The sequence below is a fragment of the Lysinibacillus sp. OF-1 genome (genome assembly GCF_028356935.1).
Taxonomy (GTDB): Bacteria; Bacillota; Bacilli; order Bacillales_A; family Planococcaceae; genus Lysinibacillus; species Lysinibacillus fusiformis_D.
Window position 1 is genome coordinate 2,370,546 of the sequence record NZ_CP102798.1, and the last position, 16,372, is coordinate 2,386,917.

A 16,372-nucleotide genomic window follows, 5' to 3' on the forward strand; every position below is an offset into this window, starting at 1 on the left:
AAAATCAAGTCTTGAGGTAGAAAAAATATACACAAAATGGGGAATGTTAATGGCGAACAATCAGGCAAAAAAAGGTATCGTGATTGACTATGATGCAATTGCAAACCAAGAATCATTTAAATCTCTTGTACGCAGAAAAAATTCTTTTCTTTGGTCTATAACTGTCATATTTTTATTGGCATACATGTTGTTACCAATTCTGACATCGTACACGACAATTCTACATCAAAAGGCATTTGGGGAAATTACTTGGGTGTGGATCTATGCAGCGGGGCTATTCATCATGACATGGGGGTTATGTCATTTATATGTAGCTAAGGCAAACAACTTTGATAGAGAAGCAAAAGCGATTATCGCTGAATACGAAAACGGAGGTGGCCGCCGATGAGTAACGGAATGAGTTTTACAGCCATATTCTTCTTCGTAGCCATAGTTGGTTTAACATTAGTTATTACATGGTGGGCATCTAAACGTACATCTTCCGCAAGTGATTTCTACACGGCAGGTGGTGGCTTAACAGGCTGGCAAAATGGACTAGCTATCGCTGGAGACTATTTATCAGCAGCCTCTTTCCTAGGTATCGCTGGTGCAGTCGCATTATTTGGATTTGATGGATTCTTCTTCTCTATTGGTTATTTAGTAGCTTACTTAGTGGTGTTATACATCGTTGCTGAGCCATTACGTAACCTTGGGAAATTTACATTAGCTGACATGATTACAGCGCGCTTCAATAATGCAAAAGTTCGTGGAACAGCTGCTTTAAGCACGATTACAATTGTTTTATTCTACATGATTGCACAACTAGTTGGTGCAGGAGCACTTATTCAATTACTTTTAGGAATCGACTACTGGATTGCCGTGTTAATCGTAGGTTTCATGATGACAACATACGTATTATTCGGTGGTATGACAGCGACATCTTGGGTGCAAATCATCAAAGCTTGTCTGTTAATGCTTGGTACAGTGATTATTTCGTTCTTAGTATTAAAAGAGTTCGGCTTCAGTATCTCGACAATGTTTACAGAAATGACAACAGCTACTGATAGTGGTGCTGCTTATTTAAATCCAGGTCTAAAATACACAAATGGACTTGATACAATCTCTATGTTAATTGCCTTAGTATTGGGTACTGCGGGTCTTCCACATATTTTAATGCGTTTCTTTACAGTAAAAGACGCAAAAACAGCTCGTTCATCGGTTATTTGGGCTACTTGGATCGTAGGTATTTTCTACGTTCTAACAATTTTCTTAGGTTTCGGTGCAGCAGCATTCGTTGGGAAAGAAGATATTATCGCTGCAAACGCTGCTGGTAACATGGCTGCCCCACTGCTTGCAGAAGCACTTGGTGGAGACATCCTATTCTCATTCGTTTGTGCGGTAGCCTTCGCAACAATCCTAGCGGTAGTAGCAGGCCTTGTACTTTCAGGTGCATCTGCCCTATCTCATGATATTTATGGACAAATTATCAAAAAGGGTAAAATTACAGAAAAAGAGCAAGTTCTTGCAGCTCGCATTGGTTCCATTACAATCGCTGTTATTTCTATCCTATTAGCACTTGGCGCACAAACATTAAACGTTGCATTCTTAGTATCTCTAGCATTCTGTATTGCGGGATCTGCTAACCTTCCAGTTATTATCTATACAATTTATTGGAAACGCTTTAATACAGCTGGTGCTGTAACGGCGATGTTAACAGGTTTAATTTCTGCATTAGTGTTAGTTGCTATTTCACCAAACGTATGGAATCCAGTTGAAGGTAAGGCGATTTTCGTTGGTGAACCATTAATCATGTTAACGAACCCAGCCTTAATCTCTGTACCACTTGGTTTCCTTGGTGGTTTCATCGGTACATTACTTTCTAAAGAAACGGATGACGCGAAGTATCGTGAAGTTGACGTTAAAGCAAACACAGGTATTTCTGTACAGGACGTATCTCACTAATCACTCAACACCCTCGTAAGCATCTCGCTTACGAGGTTTTACTTTTTCTTCCCTATTCGCTACTATAGAATGAGAAAAAGATTGGAGGTTATGCTCATGTCACAATCAAGGGCTAAAAAGAAACGGATGCATATTAAACGAACTGTCGGCAAGGATGTTGAAAAAAAACGTCAATCTATATCCTTCAGTACACACGAGCGCATAACAAAAACAAAGAATGAGAAACTCGATCATGATTTCACAAAACATAAAAAGCAGTATAAGGACGACTAACGTTCCCTATACTGCTTTTTCTTTTAAAGCCGATAGAAGGCATTGGTGTTTTGCGTGATAATTTGAGCCACTTCCTGTGTCGACAACCCCTTGATGGACGCTATGACCTCAATGGTCGAATGCATCATCCACGGAGATGTACGTTTATTTGTAAACGGTCCTTCAAAAGGCCAAGGACCATCCGTTTCCACCATCATTAGTTCAATGGGATAAGCTTGTATCAACTGTTGAATTTCTTGTTCATACAAACAATCAGGGGTGATCGAAATAAAATAGCCATGCTGAATCATGCGTTTCACCACAGCCTCATCCCCTTTAAACCAATGAAAATGTGCTTGGCGAAGCTGATGTTTGTCAAGTAAATCACAAACGATGCTAGCATCCTCATAGACAGCGTGTAACACTATTGGCTTATCCAATTCCTTTGCCAAGACTATAAAACGCTCTAATAGAGCCACATAAAGTCGGTCATCTATCGTTTGCTGTTGTCTTAAATAATAAGGTAAACCGACCTCACCAACAGCTACCATATGTTCTTTATGTGAACGGATCCAATCAAATAATGCCTCCTCATCGCTTGGATTTGGTAAAGGCTGTTCCGGATGAAAGCCAAAAGCGGCTTTCACTGGCTGATAGTTATTCGATAAATGCAATGTTCTTTTACAGGACGACAACTGCATGCTAACCGCAATCACCGTCTCTACCTCTTCAAGTAAGGCTGGAATTTCCTCATCTCGATACTGATCCAAATGAATATGAGCATCAATCAACAAACATATCACCCTTTTCTTCTTGTAAGTACATAAATAATTGTTGCTTTAACTCGGTGAACGCTGCTGAATGACGAATTTCCTCTTTTCGGGGTCTTTCAAAAGGCACAATGATTTCCTTTTTAACCGTCGCAGGACGTTTGCTTAAAACAAGGATCCGATCCGCTAAAAAGAGTGCTTCCTCAATACTATGCGTGACAAATAGTATTGATTTACGATAGGCTTCCCAGATGGATAATAGCCACGCTTGCATTTCCAGTCTGGTGAATTCATCCAGCGCAGAAAATGGTTCATCTAAGCATAAAATAGGCTTATCACTGACCATCGCACGTATAAAAGATACACGCTGTTGCATGCCGCCTGACAATTCGTTTGGATAAGCATGGATAAATGAACCAAGCCCCACCTTTTCAAGCCACTCTATAGCACGTTCAGCATTTGGTTGATGCTGTAATTCCTCTACGAGTGTGACATTCTCTAAAATCGTGCGCCAAGGTAGTAGACAAGGCTGCTGAGGCATATAACCAATCGTTCCTCTTTTTCGCTGAATGTCCTCTTCATTTAATAAAATGGACCCTTGATCAATCGTAGAAACGCCACCAATTAATTGAAAAAGGGTACTCTTACCACTGCCAGAGGGACCAACAATGGCCACAAACTCTCCATCTTTAACGTCAAAGGATACATCTTCAAGAACTTGCAGGGTATCAAAGGATTTAGCGATGTTTTGAATGCTGAGCATGATAGCCTCTCCCCTTCACCATGAATTTTTCAAGTAAGCGAATACTGCTAAACAACAGTAAGCTTAATAAAACAATCGCAAAAATGGCTACGAATACACGATCAGTGCGGAACGAGGACTGTGCTAAGGTCATATAAACGCCTATTCCTTTTTTTGCACCAAGCCACTCCGCAATAACAGCGCCCATCACACTATACGTCGCAGCAATTTTTACACCTGAAAAAATCGTTGGGTATGCATGAGGCCATTCGAGCTTCCAAAAAGTTTGCGCCTTTGTAGCACCAACCATGGCAAAATAATGCTTTAACTCAGGTGCTGTTTGCCGAAATCCGTCCATTGCCGCAATAACAATGGGGAAAAAGCACACGAGGCAAATAATGATGAGCTTTGGTAATAAACCAAAGCCAAACCAAATAATGAGCAATGGCGCTAAGACAAGAATAGGGATATTTTGCGACATAATTAAAATCGGATAAAACAACTCCCGAATAAATGTAAATCGATGCAAGACAATCGCCACCATTAATCCACAGGCAATGCCAATGGCAAGTCCTAATAAGGCTAATTGCATCGTAGCCCAAGCATGTGGTAAAAAGGTTTGATAGGCTTTAAAAGCTTCCAACAAAATACTACTTGGTGCAGGTAATAACCAATGAGGAACTTCAGCCACATGCACAATGAGCTCCCACACGAATAAGAGGAAGGCGATAAAAATAATCGTCCTTCCCTTTTGCAAAGCTTGTTTCATTACTGGTATTTCTCCGTTAATGTATCCATTGTTATACCAGTTGGCTGATATAATATTTTCACTTGTGTAATGACATTGATAGCACCAAGCTCAATCATCTTGTCATTCATTTTTTCAATGATTTGCAGCAACGTTGACAGCTCACCTTCCATCGTCGTTTCCAACGGATGTACCTCATATTTCACACCAGCAGCATCTATCACAGCAATCGCCGCATCGACATACGGTATAACATCCTCAAATTTCTCTGTTTTTGGAATGATTTGAACACTGATTAATGAATTCGCCATCTTATTTGGCCTCCTTTTTAGGTAAGAAATCATTTGTAAAGGCTTGTTTCGCATTAAATTCGCCCTCTAACACGTTGTTGCTAGACATCCATTTTGCATAGTTTTCCCATACAGAAAACTTTTGCTCTCCCCATTGCTTGGCATCATCCTGATATTTATCGGCTAGCCATTCCTGACTTTTATGCACTAACGCTTGATCTAAATCGGGAGCCGCTTCTATTAAAATATCAGCCGCCTCACTTGGATGTGCTATGGCGTATTCATAGCCCTTCGATGCAGCCGCCACAAACGCTTGAACTAGGTCAGGATTGTCCTGGATCATTTTTTCATTTGTAGCTAGAACAGGTGTATAATAGTCCAGCTGATCACTATAATCTGTTAAGTACAGCATATTAATCTTTTCACCCCGTAGCTCAGCTTCAATACCTGTCCACGCGTAATAAATCCAAGCAAAATCAATATCCTTTTGCATCATCGTGAAAAAATCTAAATCTCCTGCATTGACGATATCTAGTTTATGAATGTCTGCCTTTTCTGTTTGCATCAATGATTGTAGGACAGCTTGCTCTAGTGGAGCCCCCCAACCGCCATAGGTTTTACCTTCGAAATCCTTTGGTGATGTAATACCTTTTGATGCAATAGAAGCAAAGCCAGATGTATTATGTTGAATAATAGCAGCAATGGAGACAAGAGGCACATCTTGCACACGAGCCTGTGTAATCCCTTCCTGATAGCTCACACCAAACTCTGCCTTGCCAGAAGCAACAAGCTGATCGGCTCCTGCCTCCCCAGGCATAATAATGTCAACATCTAAGCCCTGCTCCTCAAAATAACCGAGTTTTTTTGCGACATACAGTCCTGTATGATTTGTATTTGGTGTCCAATCTAAGACCACTGATACTTTTTTCAGCTGATCAGTAGCCTGCTTGTCCTCCTTGTCACTACAGCCCACTAACGTTAAAAGTGCAGCCACTAGAATAAATAACCATTTTTTCATGCGAAGTCCTCCTAGTTGATAATGTGAAAGTGTTCATGATTGAATGTTGTCACCAGAAAGAAAGCGTATGCGTTTGGCAAGATATTGCTTGAAAACATAAAAAAACGCCTAGGATTCCTCCCAGACGTATTGCAATCAATCTTCAAAACTTTGCTTTTTTGAATAGATGTTCCCTACGCTGGTACGAGCCAAATCAGGTTCAAAGGGTCAGCGTCTATCGGACACAATCTCAGCTAGCAACTACTAGCCCCCCTACATTCTTGTGCTATGAACTTTTCGTTGATTATTATACCCATAGTTACGCTAAAATGACAAGATGCTATTTTTGACTAACGACTGCTCTCGTAAAAAAACCCAGCACTCCTAAGAGACTGGGCTTATCATTAGCTTAGTTTCTGTTCTTTTTTAGCCGTTAAAACATGGGAAATAGCCCCATCTGTTGCAATATCCACTTTAAACGAACCGTTGGAATGGCGATCAGCACGCGTCAATGTTTGGACATCAATGAGCTCTTGTACACCTTTTTCCGTTTCAATCACTATTTGCTCCTCATTCGTTGCTTGAATAACTGCCACAATACGGTGAGGATTTGCTTTTAATTCTGTTAATACTTTTAGACCACGTTTTGCACGACTTGCCACTTCAACTTCTGCAACATTCATTTTCTTCACGGCTCCACGCTGTGTGACGATTACCACATATTGTGTAACATCAGGCTGTAGCACATTGACACCGACTAAGGCTTCTCCATCCTTTAGCGTGATGCCTTTGACACCGCCTGTTTTCACCCCTGTAACTGGTAATTCTTCCAGTGGGAAACGAATCGCATAGGCTGTATCCGTTGTTAACATCAGTTCCACATCATCTGTCACAAACGATGCAAAGATCATCGCATCGCCCGCTTTAACATTCATTGTTTTTATTGGCTTCGAATAACGCGTCACCGCATAATCTGCCAGTGGGGAGCGTTTAATTTGACCATCTTTTGTAGCTGTTAAAATATACGTATTTGGCTGTTCGAATGTTTCAAAGCCATACACTGCAATAATAGACTCATCTTCCCCTGTTGGCACAATACTTGAAATATGCTGTCCAAGATCCTTCCAGCGAATATCAGGTAGCTCATGAACAGGCTGGTAAATATAATTGCCTCGATTTGTGAACAGTAACAGATGATGCTGTGTATTTAAGGTTGCTTCATACAATAAGTAATCCGAATCCTTCATCGCAAAATCCTGACCATTGGAAGCGGCATGTGAACGTGTGGATGTACGTTTAATATAGCCATCCTTTGTCACCGTCACCACAACCTCTTCACTTGGCACAAGGACATCTAGCGTAATTTTAATTTCTTCTATTTCCTGCTCAATTTTCGAGCGACGTGGCTCTGTGAAGCGTTTCTTAATCTCTAGTAACTCTTGTTTAATGACACGTACAAGCTTGGCTTCACTTTGTAAAATTCCTTCTAGCTTCGCAATCAACTTATTTAACTCGTCTTGTTCTTGACGAAGCTCTGTAATGTCTGTATTCGTTAAACGATATAATTGTAAGCTAACGATCGCCTCGGCTTGTACCTCTGTAAAATCAAACTTCGCTTGTAAATTAAGCTTCGCATCCTTCTTATCGTTAGAAGAACGGATTGTCGCAATCACTTCATCTAAAATGGAGAGTGCTTTTATTAACCCTTCTACAATATGAGAACGATCCTTTGCCTTTTGTAAATCATAAATCGAACGGTTCGTCACCACTTCTTTTTGATGCGCAATATAGGCATCTAGCAATAATGGCAATGTCATCATCGTTGGACGACGATTATGAATAGCAATCATATTAAAATTATAAGCTACCTGTAAATCTGTTGTTTTAAATAGGTATTGTAAGATTCCTTTTCCCGGAACATCCTTTTTCAGCTCAATTACAACACGTAAGCCTGTACGGTCTGATTCATCTCGGATTTCCGCAATACCCTCTAAACGTTTATCTACACGTTGCTCATCAATTTTTTTCACAAGATTCGCTTTATTCACATCATATGGTAATTCCGTGATGACAATTTGCTCTTTGCCACCCTTGATCGGTTCTACTACGGCTTGCGCACGGACAATGATTTTACCTCGACCTGTTTCATAAGCCTTTTTGATGCCATCTACCCCTTGGATAATCCCACCTGTCGGGAAATCCGGCCCTTTAATCACAGTCATTAATTCATCTACTGTCACGTTCGGCTTGTCTAAGCGCATTAACACAGCATCTAGCACTTCATCTAGCGCATGCGGGGGAATATCTGTTGCATAGCCAGCCGAAATCCCTGTAGAGCCATTGACTAGTAAGTTTGGAAAACGTGCAGGTAAAACAGTCGGCTCCATATCTTGATCATCAAAGTTTGGTACAAACTCGACCGTTTTCTTGCCAATATCTCGTAGCATTTCACCAGCAATAGCAGACAGTCTCGCCTCTGTATAACGCATCGCAGCTGGAGGATCACCATCAACCGAACCATTGTTACCATGCATCTCAATAAGCATATGACGTGCCTTCCAGTCCTGACTCATACGTACCATTGCTTCATAAACAGAGCTATCACCGTGCGGATGGTAATTACCGATTACGTTCCCGACAGTTTTTGCGGATTTTCGAAACGGTTTATCCTGTGTATTGCCTTCTGTAAACATTGCATATAAAATACGACGCTGTACTGGTTTAAGACCGTCACGTGCATCAGGCAACGCGCGGTCTTGAATAATATATTTACTATAGCGACCAAAACGATCACCCATCACTTCTTCTAGCGGTAAATCTTGAAACTTTTCTGTACTACTCATGCTTGGTCCTCCTCTTGTTGGATGAATTCATTTTCTAAAATATTTGAATCATCCTCCATACCGAAGTCAACATTGGCTTCGATCCATTTACGACGCGGTTCTACTTTATCACCCATTAACGTCGTGACACGTCTCTCTGCACGTGCACCATCCTCGATTGTGACACGAATTAATGTCCGTGTTTCAGGGTTCATTGTCGTATCCCATAGCTGGTCAGCATTCATCTCACCAAGACCTTTATAGCGCTGCAATATGTAACCCTTTCCAACTTTCTGGATGGCCTTTTGTAAATCGTTTTCTGTCCAAGCATATTCAATCACTTCTTTTTTACCAGTACCTTTTGATACCTTATAAAGTGGTGGTAAAGCGATATAGACTTTGCCTCCTTCAATGAGTGGACGCATATAACGATAGAAGAACGTTAAGAGCAAGACTTGAATATGTGCCCCGTCCGTATCCGCATCGGTCATAATCACTACTTTATCGTAGGCTGAATCCTCCACAGCAAAATCCGTGCCAACACCTGCTCCAATCGCATGGATAATTGTTGAAATTTCTTCGTTTTTCATAATGTCCTGTAGCTTGGCTTTTTCTGTGTTGATGACCTTACCGCGCAAAGGCAAAATCGCTTGGAATGTACGATCACGACCTTGTTTGGCAGAACCACCCGCAGAATCACCCTCAACTAAATACAACTCATTCTTGGCCGCATTGCGAGACTGAGCTGGTGTTAATTTGCCTGATAGAATCGTACTACCTTTTTTGCTTTTCTTGCCATTCCGAGCGTCCTCACGCGCTTTACGAGCCGCTTCTCTTACTTGCTGCGCACGGATTGCTTTACGTACAAGAGAAGCCGATAACTCTGCATTTTCCTCTAGCACATACAAAATTTGCTCAGACACTACGCTATCTACGGCAGAACGAGCCTCACTTGTACCAAGCTTGCCCTTGGTTTGTCCTTCAAATTGTAATAAATGCTCTGGAATACGAACAGACACAATTGCTGCTAAACCCTCACGAATATCTGTCCCTTCAAGGTTTTTATCCTTGTCCTTTAGCAAGCCGATTTTTCTTGCATATTCATTAAATACACGCGTCAATGCCGCTTTTGCACCCGTTTCATGTGTGCCGCCATCACGAGTACGTACATTATTAACGAATGACAAAATCGTTTCTGAATAACCATCGTTATATTGGAAAGCGAATTCTACTTCAATATCATCTTGTATGCCTTCTACATATTTCACAGGATGAAGAACATCCTTTTCTTCATTCAAATACGCAACGAAAGCTTCAATGCCATTCTCATAAAAGAATACATCTTGTTTGCCTTCCTCGCGCTCATCGATTAATTCAATTTTTAAGCCCTTTAATAAAAAGGCTGATTCACGTAAACGTTCTGCTAACGTATCATAATTGAATTTTGTGACAGAAAAAATCGTTTCGTCTGGTAGGAAATGAACAAGTGTACCTGTTTGCTTCGTTTGCCCAATTTCTTCAAGTGTTGTGACAGGATGTCCACCATGCTCGAAGCGCTGACGATACTTTTTACCATCACGATGAATCGTCACCTCTAAAAATGTTGATAGTGCATTAACTACAGAGGAACCTACACCATGCAAGCCACCACTTGTTTTATAACCACCTTGTCCAAATTTACCACCTGCGTGTAGCACCGTAAAAATAATTTCAGGGGTAGGTTTACCCATTTTATGCATACCTGTTGGCATCCCACGGCCAAAGTCGCGCACACTCATACTTTGATCCTTATGAATTGTGACAATAATATGAGATCCAAAGCCGGCCAGTGCTTCATCCACCGCATTATCTACGATTTCATACACAAGGTGATGAAGTCCACGGCCATCCGTTGAACCGATATACATGCCAGGTCGTTTGCGTACCGCTTCTAATCCTTCTAATACTTGTATAGCGTCATCATTATAAACGCTAGTTGACTGTTTATTCGTCAAAAAATTCCCCTCCAAAAAACAAACGCATGTTCTATTTATGTTCTCATCCTAATAATAATAGCATTTCCTGTCAATAGCTAGCGACAGGTCCATTAAATTTTTAAAATTTGCTCACAGTTTTGATCATCTTTATCAATAGTAAACATCTGCAACAGTTGCTTAAAATTGGTATTTAAGCAGGGCAGACTGCTACTAGTATCCATAAACGTTTGACGCATAGTAGCCGATTTAGTTTCAGCATACATAGAATCTAGTTCAGTGTAAACGCTACAATGTTTATTACGGTTAAACTGGATAAAGTTAGACTTCTATTCTACCAAAGGAATGAAGGATTGACAAAATTGCCTTTTTGCCTATATTTTTATAAAGGCTTTTTTTCACTTTCTAGAATCTCATGTCTGAAAGCCTACCCCTTATTAATAGGTTTTCTTTTGTATTGAATTCAAGGCTCCTAATGAAATCTCCTTCATAACATTGTAGATTAGCAAGAAAAAGTGTAAAATACTTGTTACAAACTATTAGTACCAAGTGATGGACTATGAATGAAAGGAGTCCAGCTATGATCAATGGACTTATTATTTTATGTGCTTATCTAATCGGCTCTATACCTTCTGGATTATGGATAGGTAAAATTTTTTATAATACCGATATTCGTGAACACGGGAGCGGTAATCTTGGTGCAACCAACACATTCCGAACATTAGGGAAAAAAGCAGGTATTGTTGTAACCGTAATGGATGTGCTCAAAGGAACAGCTGCGGTTTTATTAGTAGCACTTCCCGTTTTCTCTGACAGCACACTGCATCCCTTATTACTTGGTCTTGTTGCCGTAATCGGTCATATGTTTCCGATCTTCGCCAATTTCCGTGGTGGAAAAGCAGTGGCAACATCCGCAGGTGTTTTATTAGGCTATTCGTGGCCACTCTTTGTCCTATTATTTATTACCTTTATTGTGACATTAAAAATCACAAAGATCGTCAGCCTAACATCGATGATAGCCGCTTTAGTAGCACTTATCTATGCAATCGTTTATTATTTTGTTACGGGTGACTTTGCATTAGGCATCTTGGTAGCCTTTTTATTTACCTTTATTATTTATCGTCACCGTGCCAATATTACACGTATTAAAAACGGCACTGAGCCAAAGGTAAAATGGCTTTAGGAAGAGAGGAGCATTCGAAATGAACATTGCATTGACAGATGAAGCACTCCAGTGGTTCAAACACGAAATGGAAGTAGAACCAGGTGATACGATTCGTTTTTATGCACGCTATGGTGGCTCTAGTCCTTTTCATGAAGGTTTTTCACTTGGCATGACTCGTGAAGAACCTATTGCTATAGGCGTACAGACAGTGGTTGATGATGTAACCTATTACATTGATGAGAAAGATCTCTGGTTCTTTAACGATCACAACTTACATGTTGACGTTGATGCTAGTAATGATGAATTGCAATATGACTATCGTACATAAAACAGTCTATCCTTTCAGTCCATGAAAGGATAGACTGTTTTTTTATTTGGCTCCATCATGCCAATAGTTAGATTTTCACCCTCACCTCGTTTATCTCTCCAAAAAATTGTCCACTCTATAAATAATGAGCGTATATTTGAGGAGGAAAACACATGTCTATGTCTAACAATATCGATACCTCCCCATCCCATACAAACGATTTGTTGTATACATCCCTAGCTAAAAATAAAAAAATCATTGAACAGGCGCTTGGTCACAGTAATGACATCATCATACGTGAAATCACAATTGGTGAATCTACCCCTCATAACATCGCTATCATTTCGATTGATGGCTTGTCAGATAAAACGACAATCTCCGATTCTGTTATTGATAAGCTTATGGCAAATATCGAGGAAGAACAAGACATTGAAATAACGACCATTAATCAATATGTACGAAACTCCTATTTAACAGTTGGGGATGTGTCGAATATCGAGCATTTCACAACACTCTACAATGCCATTCTCAATGGGGAAACGGTTATTTTATTAGATGGGTTTGCAGAAGGGATTGTGACAAGTACCAGAAGTGCAAAGGATCGAGCCGTTACAGAGCCATCAACTGAATCTGTTATTCGAGGTCCTCGGGAATCCTTTACAGAAACCATACGTACCAATACAGCGCTCATCCGTCGCAAAATAAAAAGCCCGAATCTCTGGATAAAGTCACGAGTTATCGGTGATGTGACACAAACAGATGTAGCGGTTATGTATATAAATGGCATTGCCAGTGACAAAATCGTCGCAGAGGTATTAGCCCGATTAGACCGCATTAATATCGATGGCATACTGGAAAGTGGCTATATAGAGGATTTTATTCAAGACTCTAAAAACTCTATGTTTCCAACAGTTTACAATTCAGAACGTCCAGATGTTATCGCTGGTGAATTATTAGATGGCAAAGTGGCGATTCTAGTTGATGGTACTCCCTTTGTCTTAGTAGTACCAGCGTTATTTACATCCTTTTTGCAATCAGCGGAGGATTATTATCAGCATTGGATGATTAGCTCACTTGTACGCATACTTCGCTTTTTTGGCATCGGTCTGGCATTAGTCGCGCCATCCTTATATGTGGCTATAACTACCTTTCACCAGGAAATGCTGCCAACACCAATGTTGATTAGTATTGCTTCACAAAGAGAAGGCGTTCCCTTCCCCGCAGTTGTGGAGGCACTCATTATGGAGATTGCCTTTGAGGTATTAAGGGAGGCTGGGCTTCGTATGCCTAGAACAATCGGCCCAGCGGTGTCTATTGTCGGTACTTTAGTTATTGGTCAGGCGGCAGTTGATGCGGGTGTGGTATCTGCTGTAATGGTCATTATTGTAGCTTTAACAGCAATTTGTAGTTTTCTTTTCCCTGCCTACGGTTTGTCGAATACGATTCGTGTGTTACGTTTCCCATTAATGATTTTAGCAGCTATGTTTGGTTTATTTGGTGTTATGTTCGGTATTATGGTCATTATTCTCCATTTATGTAGTATTCGTTCATTTGGTGTACCTTATTTAAGTCCATTTGCACCGTTAGTTTTAAAGGATCAAAAGGATGCCTTTCTTTTGTTCCCTCGTAGAAAGTTACTAACACGACCTCGTTTAGTTAATCAAAAAAATATTGTTAGAGGACATAAATATGTCAATGTAAAGGGCAGGAAATAACTACTGGATAAATGAGGAATGGAATATGGCAAAAATAAAAGTGATTTGCTTACTATGTATCCTCACTTTACTGTTAAGTGGCTGCTGGAGTAAGCGTGAATTAAATGAATTAGCCATTGTCGTAGCACTGGGTATTGACAAAATAGACGAAGAATATGAGATTACCGTTCAAATTGTTGATCCAAGTGAAATTTCGATGCGACAGGCTTCCACGCAACGCTCTCCTGTCGTTAGCTATCATTCGAGAGGCGAGACCATCTTTGAGGCAATTCGAAAAATGACAACCAACGCTGCCCGAAAACCGTATTTTGCCCATCTTCAAGTGGTTGTTTTAGGGGAAGATCTAGCAAAAGAAGGAATTAGTGATTCACTTGATTTAATTGTAAGGGACCATGAATTTCGTAAGGATTTTGATGTCATTATGTCTCATGAAGCGACAGCGAAGGAAGTGTTAAATGTACTAACGCCCATTGAAAAGATACCCGCTAATAAAATGTTAAATTCCCTTGATGTCTCTGAAAAAGCTTGGGGCGCCACAATAGCTGTCAATATAGATGAGTTAGTCAATACATTAACGAATAAACATAAAGGGGCATTAATTACTGCTATTGAAGTACATGGTGATAAGAAATTAGGTGTAGATCAAACAAATGTGCAACGAGTTAAAACGCCTGTGCTGTTGCAGTATGCAGGATTAGCGGTCTTTAAAGGGGATAAATATATTGGGCTATTGACTGAGGGAGAAAGTAAAAGCGTTAGTTTCCTGAATGATAAAATACAGAGTACGATCGAAATCATAGCCTGCCCAAAGAAAGGAACTCTATCATCTGAAATCACTCAATCCACAACAAAAGTGAAAGGGTCTTTTGATAACGGAATGCCGAAAATTGATGTCCGTATTAATGTTGAGCAGAACATAGGAGAGGTCGAATGTGATATCGATCTTACAAAAAATAAATCCATTGATTATGTCAATAAAAAAACAGCTAAGGGCATTGATGAACGAATTCAAAAAACATTGGAGAAAATACAACAGCAATATGAGGTTGATGTGTTTGGTTTCGGTGATGCCTTACATCGTGCAGATCCAAAACAGTGGAAAAAAATTAAGGATGAGTGGGCTTCCATCTTTCCAGATTTGGCGGTAGATGTGCAAGTGAAAGTAACGACACAAGGTTTAGGTACGATGCAAAATTCATTATTAAACAAGCCAAAGGAGGAGTAACGAAATGGTGCTAGCTGTAGCCATCTTTATCATTTCAATGATCCTAGCACTTATTTTTATACCAAAGCTAAAAAAGCAGCATGATTCAAAAACCATTGTCGTATTTTCTATTTTGCTTCTCATCGGAACGGCTTTGAATATGGGAAATGCGCTAAAAATCCATATTCCAAGCCCATTGGATTTGATTACCTTTATCTTTACACCAATTAAAGATTATATTGTGTCATTAACAAAATAGATAGAAGGATAAAAAATGGAGGGTTGCTCGATGGAAAAAGAGATTATTAGTTCAAGACAATTTACAATCATTACATTCCTCTATTCTATCGGAACGGCAATTTTAATTATCCCTTCTAGTATTACGGGTGCCGCTAAGCAAGATGCATGGATTGCCGCCTGCATTGGAGTTGTCCTTAGCCTGCTGGCCGTTAAATTATTTTTAACACTTGCCAACCAAACACCGTCACTTAATTTTGTAGAGGCAAATGAAAAAATTCTTGGTCGTTTTTTTGGAAAAATCACAGCCAGTTGTTTCCTAATCTTAACCTTTCTATCCGCTGGAGAATTACTCTATTTTATCGGTATTTTTATGAAAACCGAAGTCATGCCGGAGACTCCGACATTAGCATTTGCCTTAATGTTTAGTATTATCATTATGTACGCTGCCTATTTAGGCATTGAGACCTTTGCTCGTTCAGCAGAAATCATCTTTCCAGCATTTGTCTTTATTTTTATTTTTTTTATGGTTTGTATTACGCCTCAAATACATTTTGAGAACATTCAACCCTTATTAGAAGCAACCAAAACATCTATGCTTTATAGTATTGCACGCTTTATGAGTATCTTTTCCTTTCCATTACTGGTGTTATTAATACTGTATCCTGCTGGTGTCAATGTACAGCCATCTGCACAGAAAGGGTTATATTTTGGGACAATCCTCGGTGGCATCGTCTTAATTACGTTGATTGTGCTATCGATTCTTGTTTTAGGACCTGAGAATACGTCATCTAGAACATTTCCTAGCTATGCCTTAGCGCAAAGAATATCGATAGGGAATTTTTTGCAGCGCATTGAAATCATCATGGCCTTTATGTGGATTTCATCTATTTATATTCGCACATTTATGTATTTCTATACGACTGTTGTCGGTCTTGCGCAAATTTTAAAAATCAAGGATCATCGTCCTCTCATATTACCGATGGGTCTAATTGTCATTGGGCTTTCTCAAATTATTCATCCAGACATTGTACATTCAACCAATTACAATAATGAAATTTGGCCAATCTTTTCTTTTATAATCACCATTTTATTACCGATACTTTTATTGATTGTCGCAGTTATACGAAATCGCAAAACCAAAGCTCAAAGTACCGAAACGCCTAATACAGAAACAACGAATGACAATCAAAAAGTCTAATTTCTTTT

At 39.8% G+C, this 16,372-nt stretch carries 16 protein-coding genes and 1 riboswitch; of the genes, 9 read left to right on the plus strand and 7 right to left on the minus strand.

Annotation, left to right across the window (positions count from 1 at the left end):
- Positions 1-49 precede the first annotated feature (49 nt).
- The 3 genes from NV349_RS11470 to NV349_RS11480 all read left to right on the plus strand — a co-directional run bounded on the left by NV349_RS11470 (position 50) and on the right by NV349_RS11480 (position 2,214).
- Positions 50-388 (plus strand): DUF485 domain-containing protein, encoded by a 339-nt coding sequence (locus NV349_RS11470; protein WP_036125957.1) that lies wholly within the window; start codon positions 50-52, stop codon positions 386-388.
- An 8-nt stretch (positions 389-396) separates the two neighbouring features.
- On the plus strand, positions 397-1,941 hold the full coding sequence (locus NV349_RS11475; RefSeq protein ID WP_058843561.1) for a solute symporter family protein: 1,545 nt from the start codon (positions 397-399) through the stop codon (positions 1,939-1,941).
- Between the two features lie 96 nt (positions 1,942-2,037).
- Positions 2,038-2,214, plus strand: coding sequence for a hypothetical protein (locus NV349_RS11480; RefSeq protein WP_271909945.1), 177 nt, complete (start codon positions 2,038-2,040; stop codon positions 2,212-2,214).
- Positions 2,215-2,237: 23 nt separating this feature from the next.
- Here NV349_RS11480 and NV349_RS11485 read toward each other — a convergent pair whose 3' ends face one another.
- The 7 genes from NV349_RS11485 to parE all read right to left on the minus strand — a co-directional run bounded on the left by NV349_RS11485 (position 2,238) and on the right by parE (position 10,556).
- Positions 2,238-2,987, minus strand: a complete 750-nt coding sequence (locus NV349_RS11485; RefSeq protein WP_141905741.1) for a TatD family hydrolase — start codon at positions 2,985-2,987, stop codon at positions 2,238-2,240.
- Positions 2,977-3,726, minus strand: coding sequence for an ABC transporter ATP-binding protein (locus NV349_RS11490; protein WP_271909946.1), 750 nt, complete (start codon positions 3,724-3,726; stop codon positions 2,977-2,979). Before NV349_RS11490 ends, NV349_RS11485 begins: the two co-directional genes overlap by 11 nt.
- Entirely contained in the window at positions 3,701-4,474 is a 774-nt protein-coding gene (locus tag NV349_RS11495) for an ABC transporter permease (protein WP_271909947.1), read from the minus strand. The genes NV349_RS11490 and NV349_RS11495 overlap by 26 nt, the downstream gene beginning before the upstream one ends.
- On the minus strand, positions 4,474-4,764 hold the full coding sequence (locus NV349_RS11500) for a thiamine-binding protein (protein WP_141905744.1): 291 nt from the start codon (positions 4,762-4,764) through the stop codon (positions 4,474-4,476). Before NV349_RS11500 ends, NV349_RS11495 begins: the two co-directional genes overlap by 1 nt.
- Before the next feature lies 1 nt (position 4,765).
- A complete protein-coding gene (locus NV349_RS11505) occupies positions 4,766-5,761 on the minus strand; it encodes an ABC transporter substrate-binding protein (protein WP_271909948.1) in 996 nt (331 codons plus the stop codon).
- Between the two features lie 153 nt (positions 5,762-5,914).
- A riboswitch (TPP riboswitch) is annotated at positions 5,915-6,025 on the minus strand.
- Between the two features lie 119 nt (positions 6,026-6,144).
- Positions 6,145-8,583 carry a DNA topoisomerase IV subunit A gene (gene parC / locus NV349_RS11510; protein WP_271909949.1) on the minus strand — a complete coding sequence of 813 codons (2,439 nt, stop codon included), beginning with the start codon at positions 8,581-8,583 and terminating at the stop codon, positions 6,145-6,147.
- The gene (parE, locus tag NV349_RS11515) at positions 8,580-10,556 is read right to left on the minus strand and encodes a DNA topoisomerase IV subunit B (RefSeq protein ID WP_036117619.1); all 1,977 of its coding nucleotides are present in this window, start codon (positions 10,554-10,556) and stop codon (positions 8,580-8,582) included. Before parE ends, parC begins: the two co-directional genes overlap by 4 nt.
- Positions 10,557-11,115: 559 nt before the next feature.
- On the opposite strand from parE, the gene plsY reads away from it, so the two are divergent.
- The 6 genes from plsY to NV349_RS11545 all read left to right on the plus strand — a co-directional run bounded on the left by plsY (position 11,116) and on the right by NV349_RS11545 (position 16,364).
- The gene (plsY, locus tag NV349_RS11520) at positions 11,116-11,718 is read left to right on the plus strand and encodes a glycerol-3-phosphate 1-O-acyltransferase PlsY (protein ID WP_036117616.1); all 603 of its coding nucleotides are present in this window, start codon (positions 11,116-11,118) and stop codon (positions 11,716-11,718) included.
- 19 nt (positions 11,719-11,737) lie between these two features.
- Positions 11,738-12,028 (plus strand): HesB/YadR/YfhF family protein, encoded by a 291-nt coding sequence (locus tag NV349_RS11525; protein ID WP_036117611.1) that lies wholly within the window; start codon positions 11,738-11,740, stop codon positions 12,026-12,028.
- A gap of 152 nt (positions 12,029-12,180) precedes the next feature.
- Positions 12,181-13,722, plus strand: a complete 1,542-nt coding sequence (locus NV349_RS11530; RefSeq protein ID WP_036117608.1) for a spore germination protein — start codon at positions 12,181-12,183, stop codon at positions 13,720-13,722.
- Positions 13,723-13,747: 25 nt separating this feature from the next.
- A complete protein-coding gene (locus NV349_RS11535; RefSeq protein ID WP_036117605.1) occupies positions 13,748-14,947 on the plus strand; it encodes a Ger(x)C family spore germination protein in 1,200 nt (399 codons plus the stop codon).
- Positions 14,948-14,951: 4 nt separating this feature from the next.
- The gene (locus NV349_RS11540) at positions 14,952-15,185 is read left to right on the plus strand and encodes a hypothetical protein (RefSeq protein WP_036117602.1); all 234 of its coding nucleotides are present in this window, start codon (positions 14,952-14,954) and stop codon (positions 15,183-15,185) included.
- A gap of 30 nt (positions 15,186-15,215) precedes the next feature.
- Entirely contained in the window at positions 15,216-16,364 is a 1,149-nt protein-coding gene (locus tag NV349_RS11545) for a GerAB/ArcD/ProY family transporter (protein WP_089932808.1), read from the plus strand.
- Positions 16,365-16,372: the final 8 nt, after the last annotated feature.

Coding starts and splice junctions, on each gene's coding strand:
- NV349_RS11495 (WP_271909947.1), bottom strand. CDS start 4,474: ATGAAACAAGCTTTGCAAAAGGGAAGGACGATTATTTTTATCGCCTTC.
- NV349_RS11540 (WP_036117602.1), top strand. CDS start 14,952: ATGGTGCTAGCTGTAGCCATCTTTATCATTTCAATGATCCTAGCACTT.
- NV349_RS11475 (WP_058843561.1), top strand. CDS start 397: ATGAGTTTTACAGCCATATTCTTCTTCGTAGCCATAGTTGGTTTAACA.
- NV349_RS11490 (WP_271909946.1), bottom strand. CDS start 3,726: ATGCTCAGCATTCAAAACATCGCTAAATCCTTTGATACCCTGCAAGTT.
- NV349_RS11470 (WP_036125957.1), top strand. CDS start 50: ATGGCGAACAATCAGGCAAAAAAAGGTATCGTGATTGACTATGATGCA.
- parC (WP_271909949.1), bottom strand. CDS start 8,583: ATGAGTAGTACAGAAAAGTTTCAAGATTTACCGCTAGAAGAAGTGATG.
- NV349_RS11530 (WP_036117608.1), top strand. CDS start 12,181: ATGTCTATGTCTAACAATATCGATACCTCCCCATCCCATACAAACGAT.
- NV349_RS11525 (WP_036117611.1), top strand. CDS start 11,738: ATGAACATTGCATTGACAGATGAAGCACTCCAGTGGTTCAAACACGAA.
- plsY (WP_036117616.1), top strand. CDS start 11,116: ATGATCAATGGACTTATTATTTTATGTGCTTATCTAATCGGCTCTATA.
- NV349_RS11480 (WP_271909945.1), top strand. CDS start 2,038: ATGTCACAATCAAGGGCTAAAAAGAAACGGATGCATATTAAACGAACT.
- NV349_RS11505 (WP_271909948.1), bottom strand. CDS start 5,761: ATGAAAAAATGGTTATTTATTCTAGTGGCTGCACTTTTAACGTTAGTG.
- NV349_RS11545 (WP_089932808.1), top strand. CDS start 15,216: ATGGAAAAAGAGATTATTAGTTCAAGACAATTTACAATCATTACATTC.
- NV349_RS11535 (WP_036117605.1), top strand. CDS start 13,748: ATGGCAAAAATAAAAGTGATTTGCTTACTATGTATCCTCACTTTACTG.
- NV349_RS11500 (WP_141905744.1), bottom strand. CDS start 4,764: ATGGCGAATTCATTAATCAGTGTTCAAATCATTCCAAAAACAGAGAAA.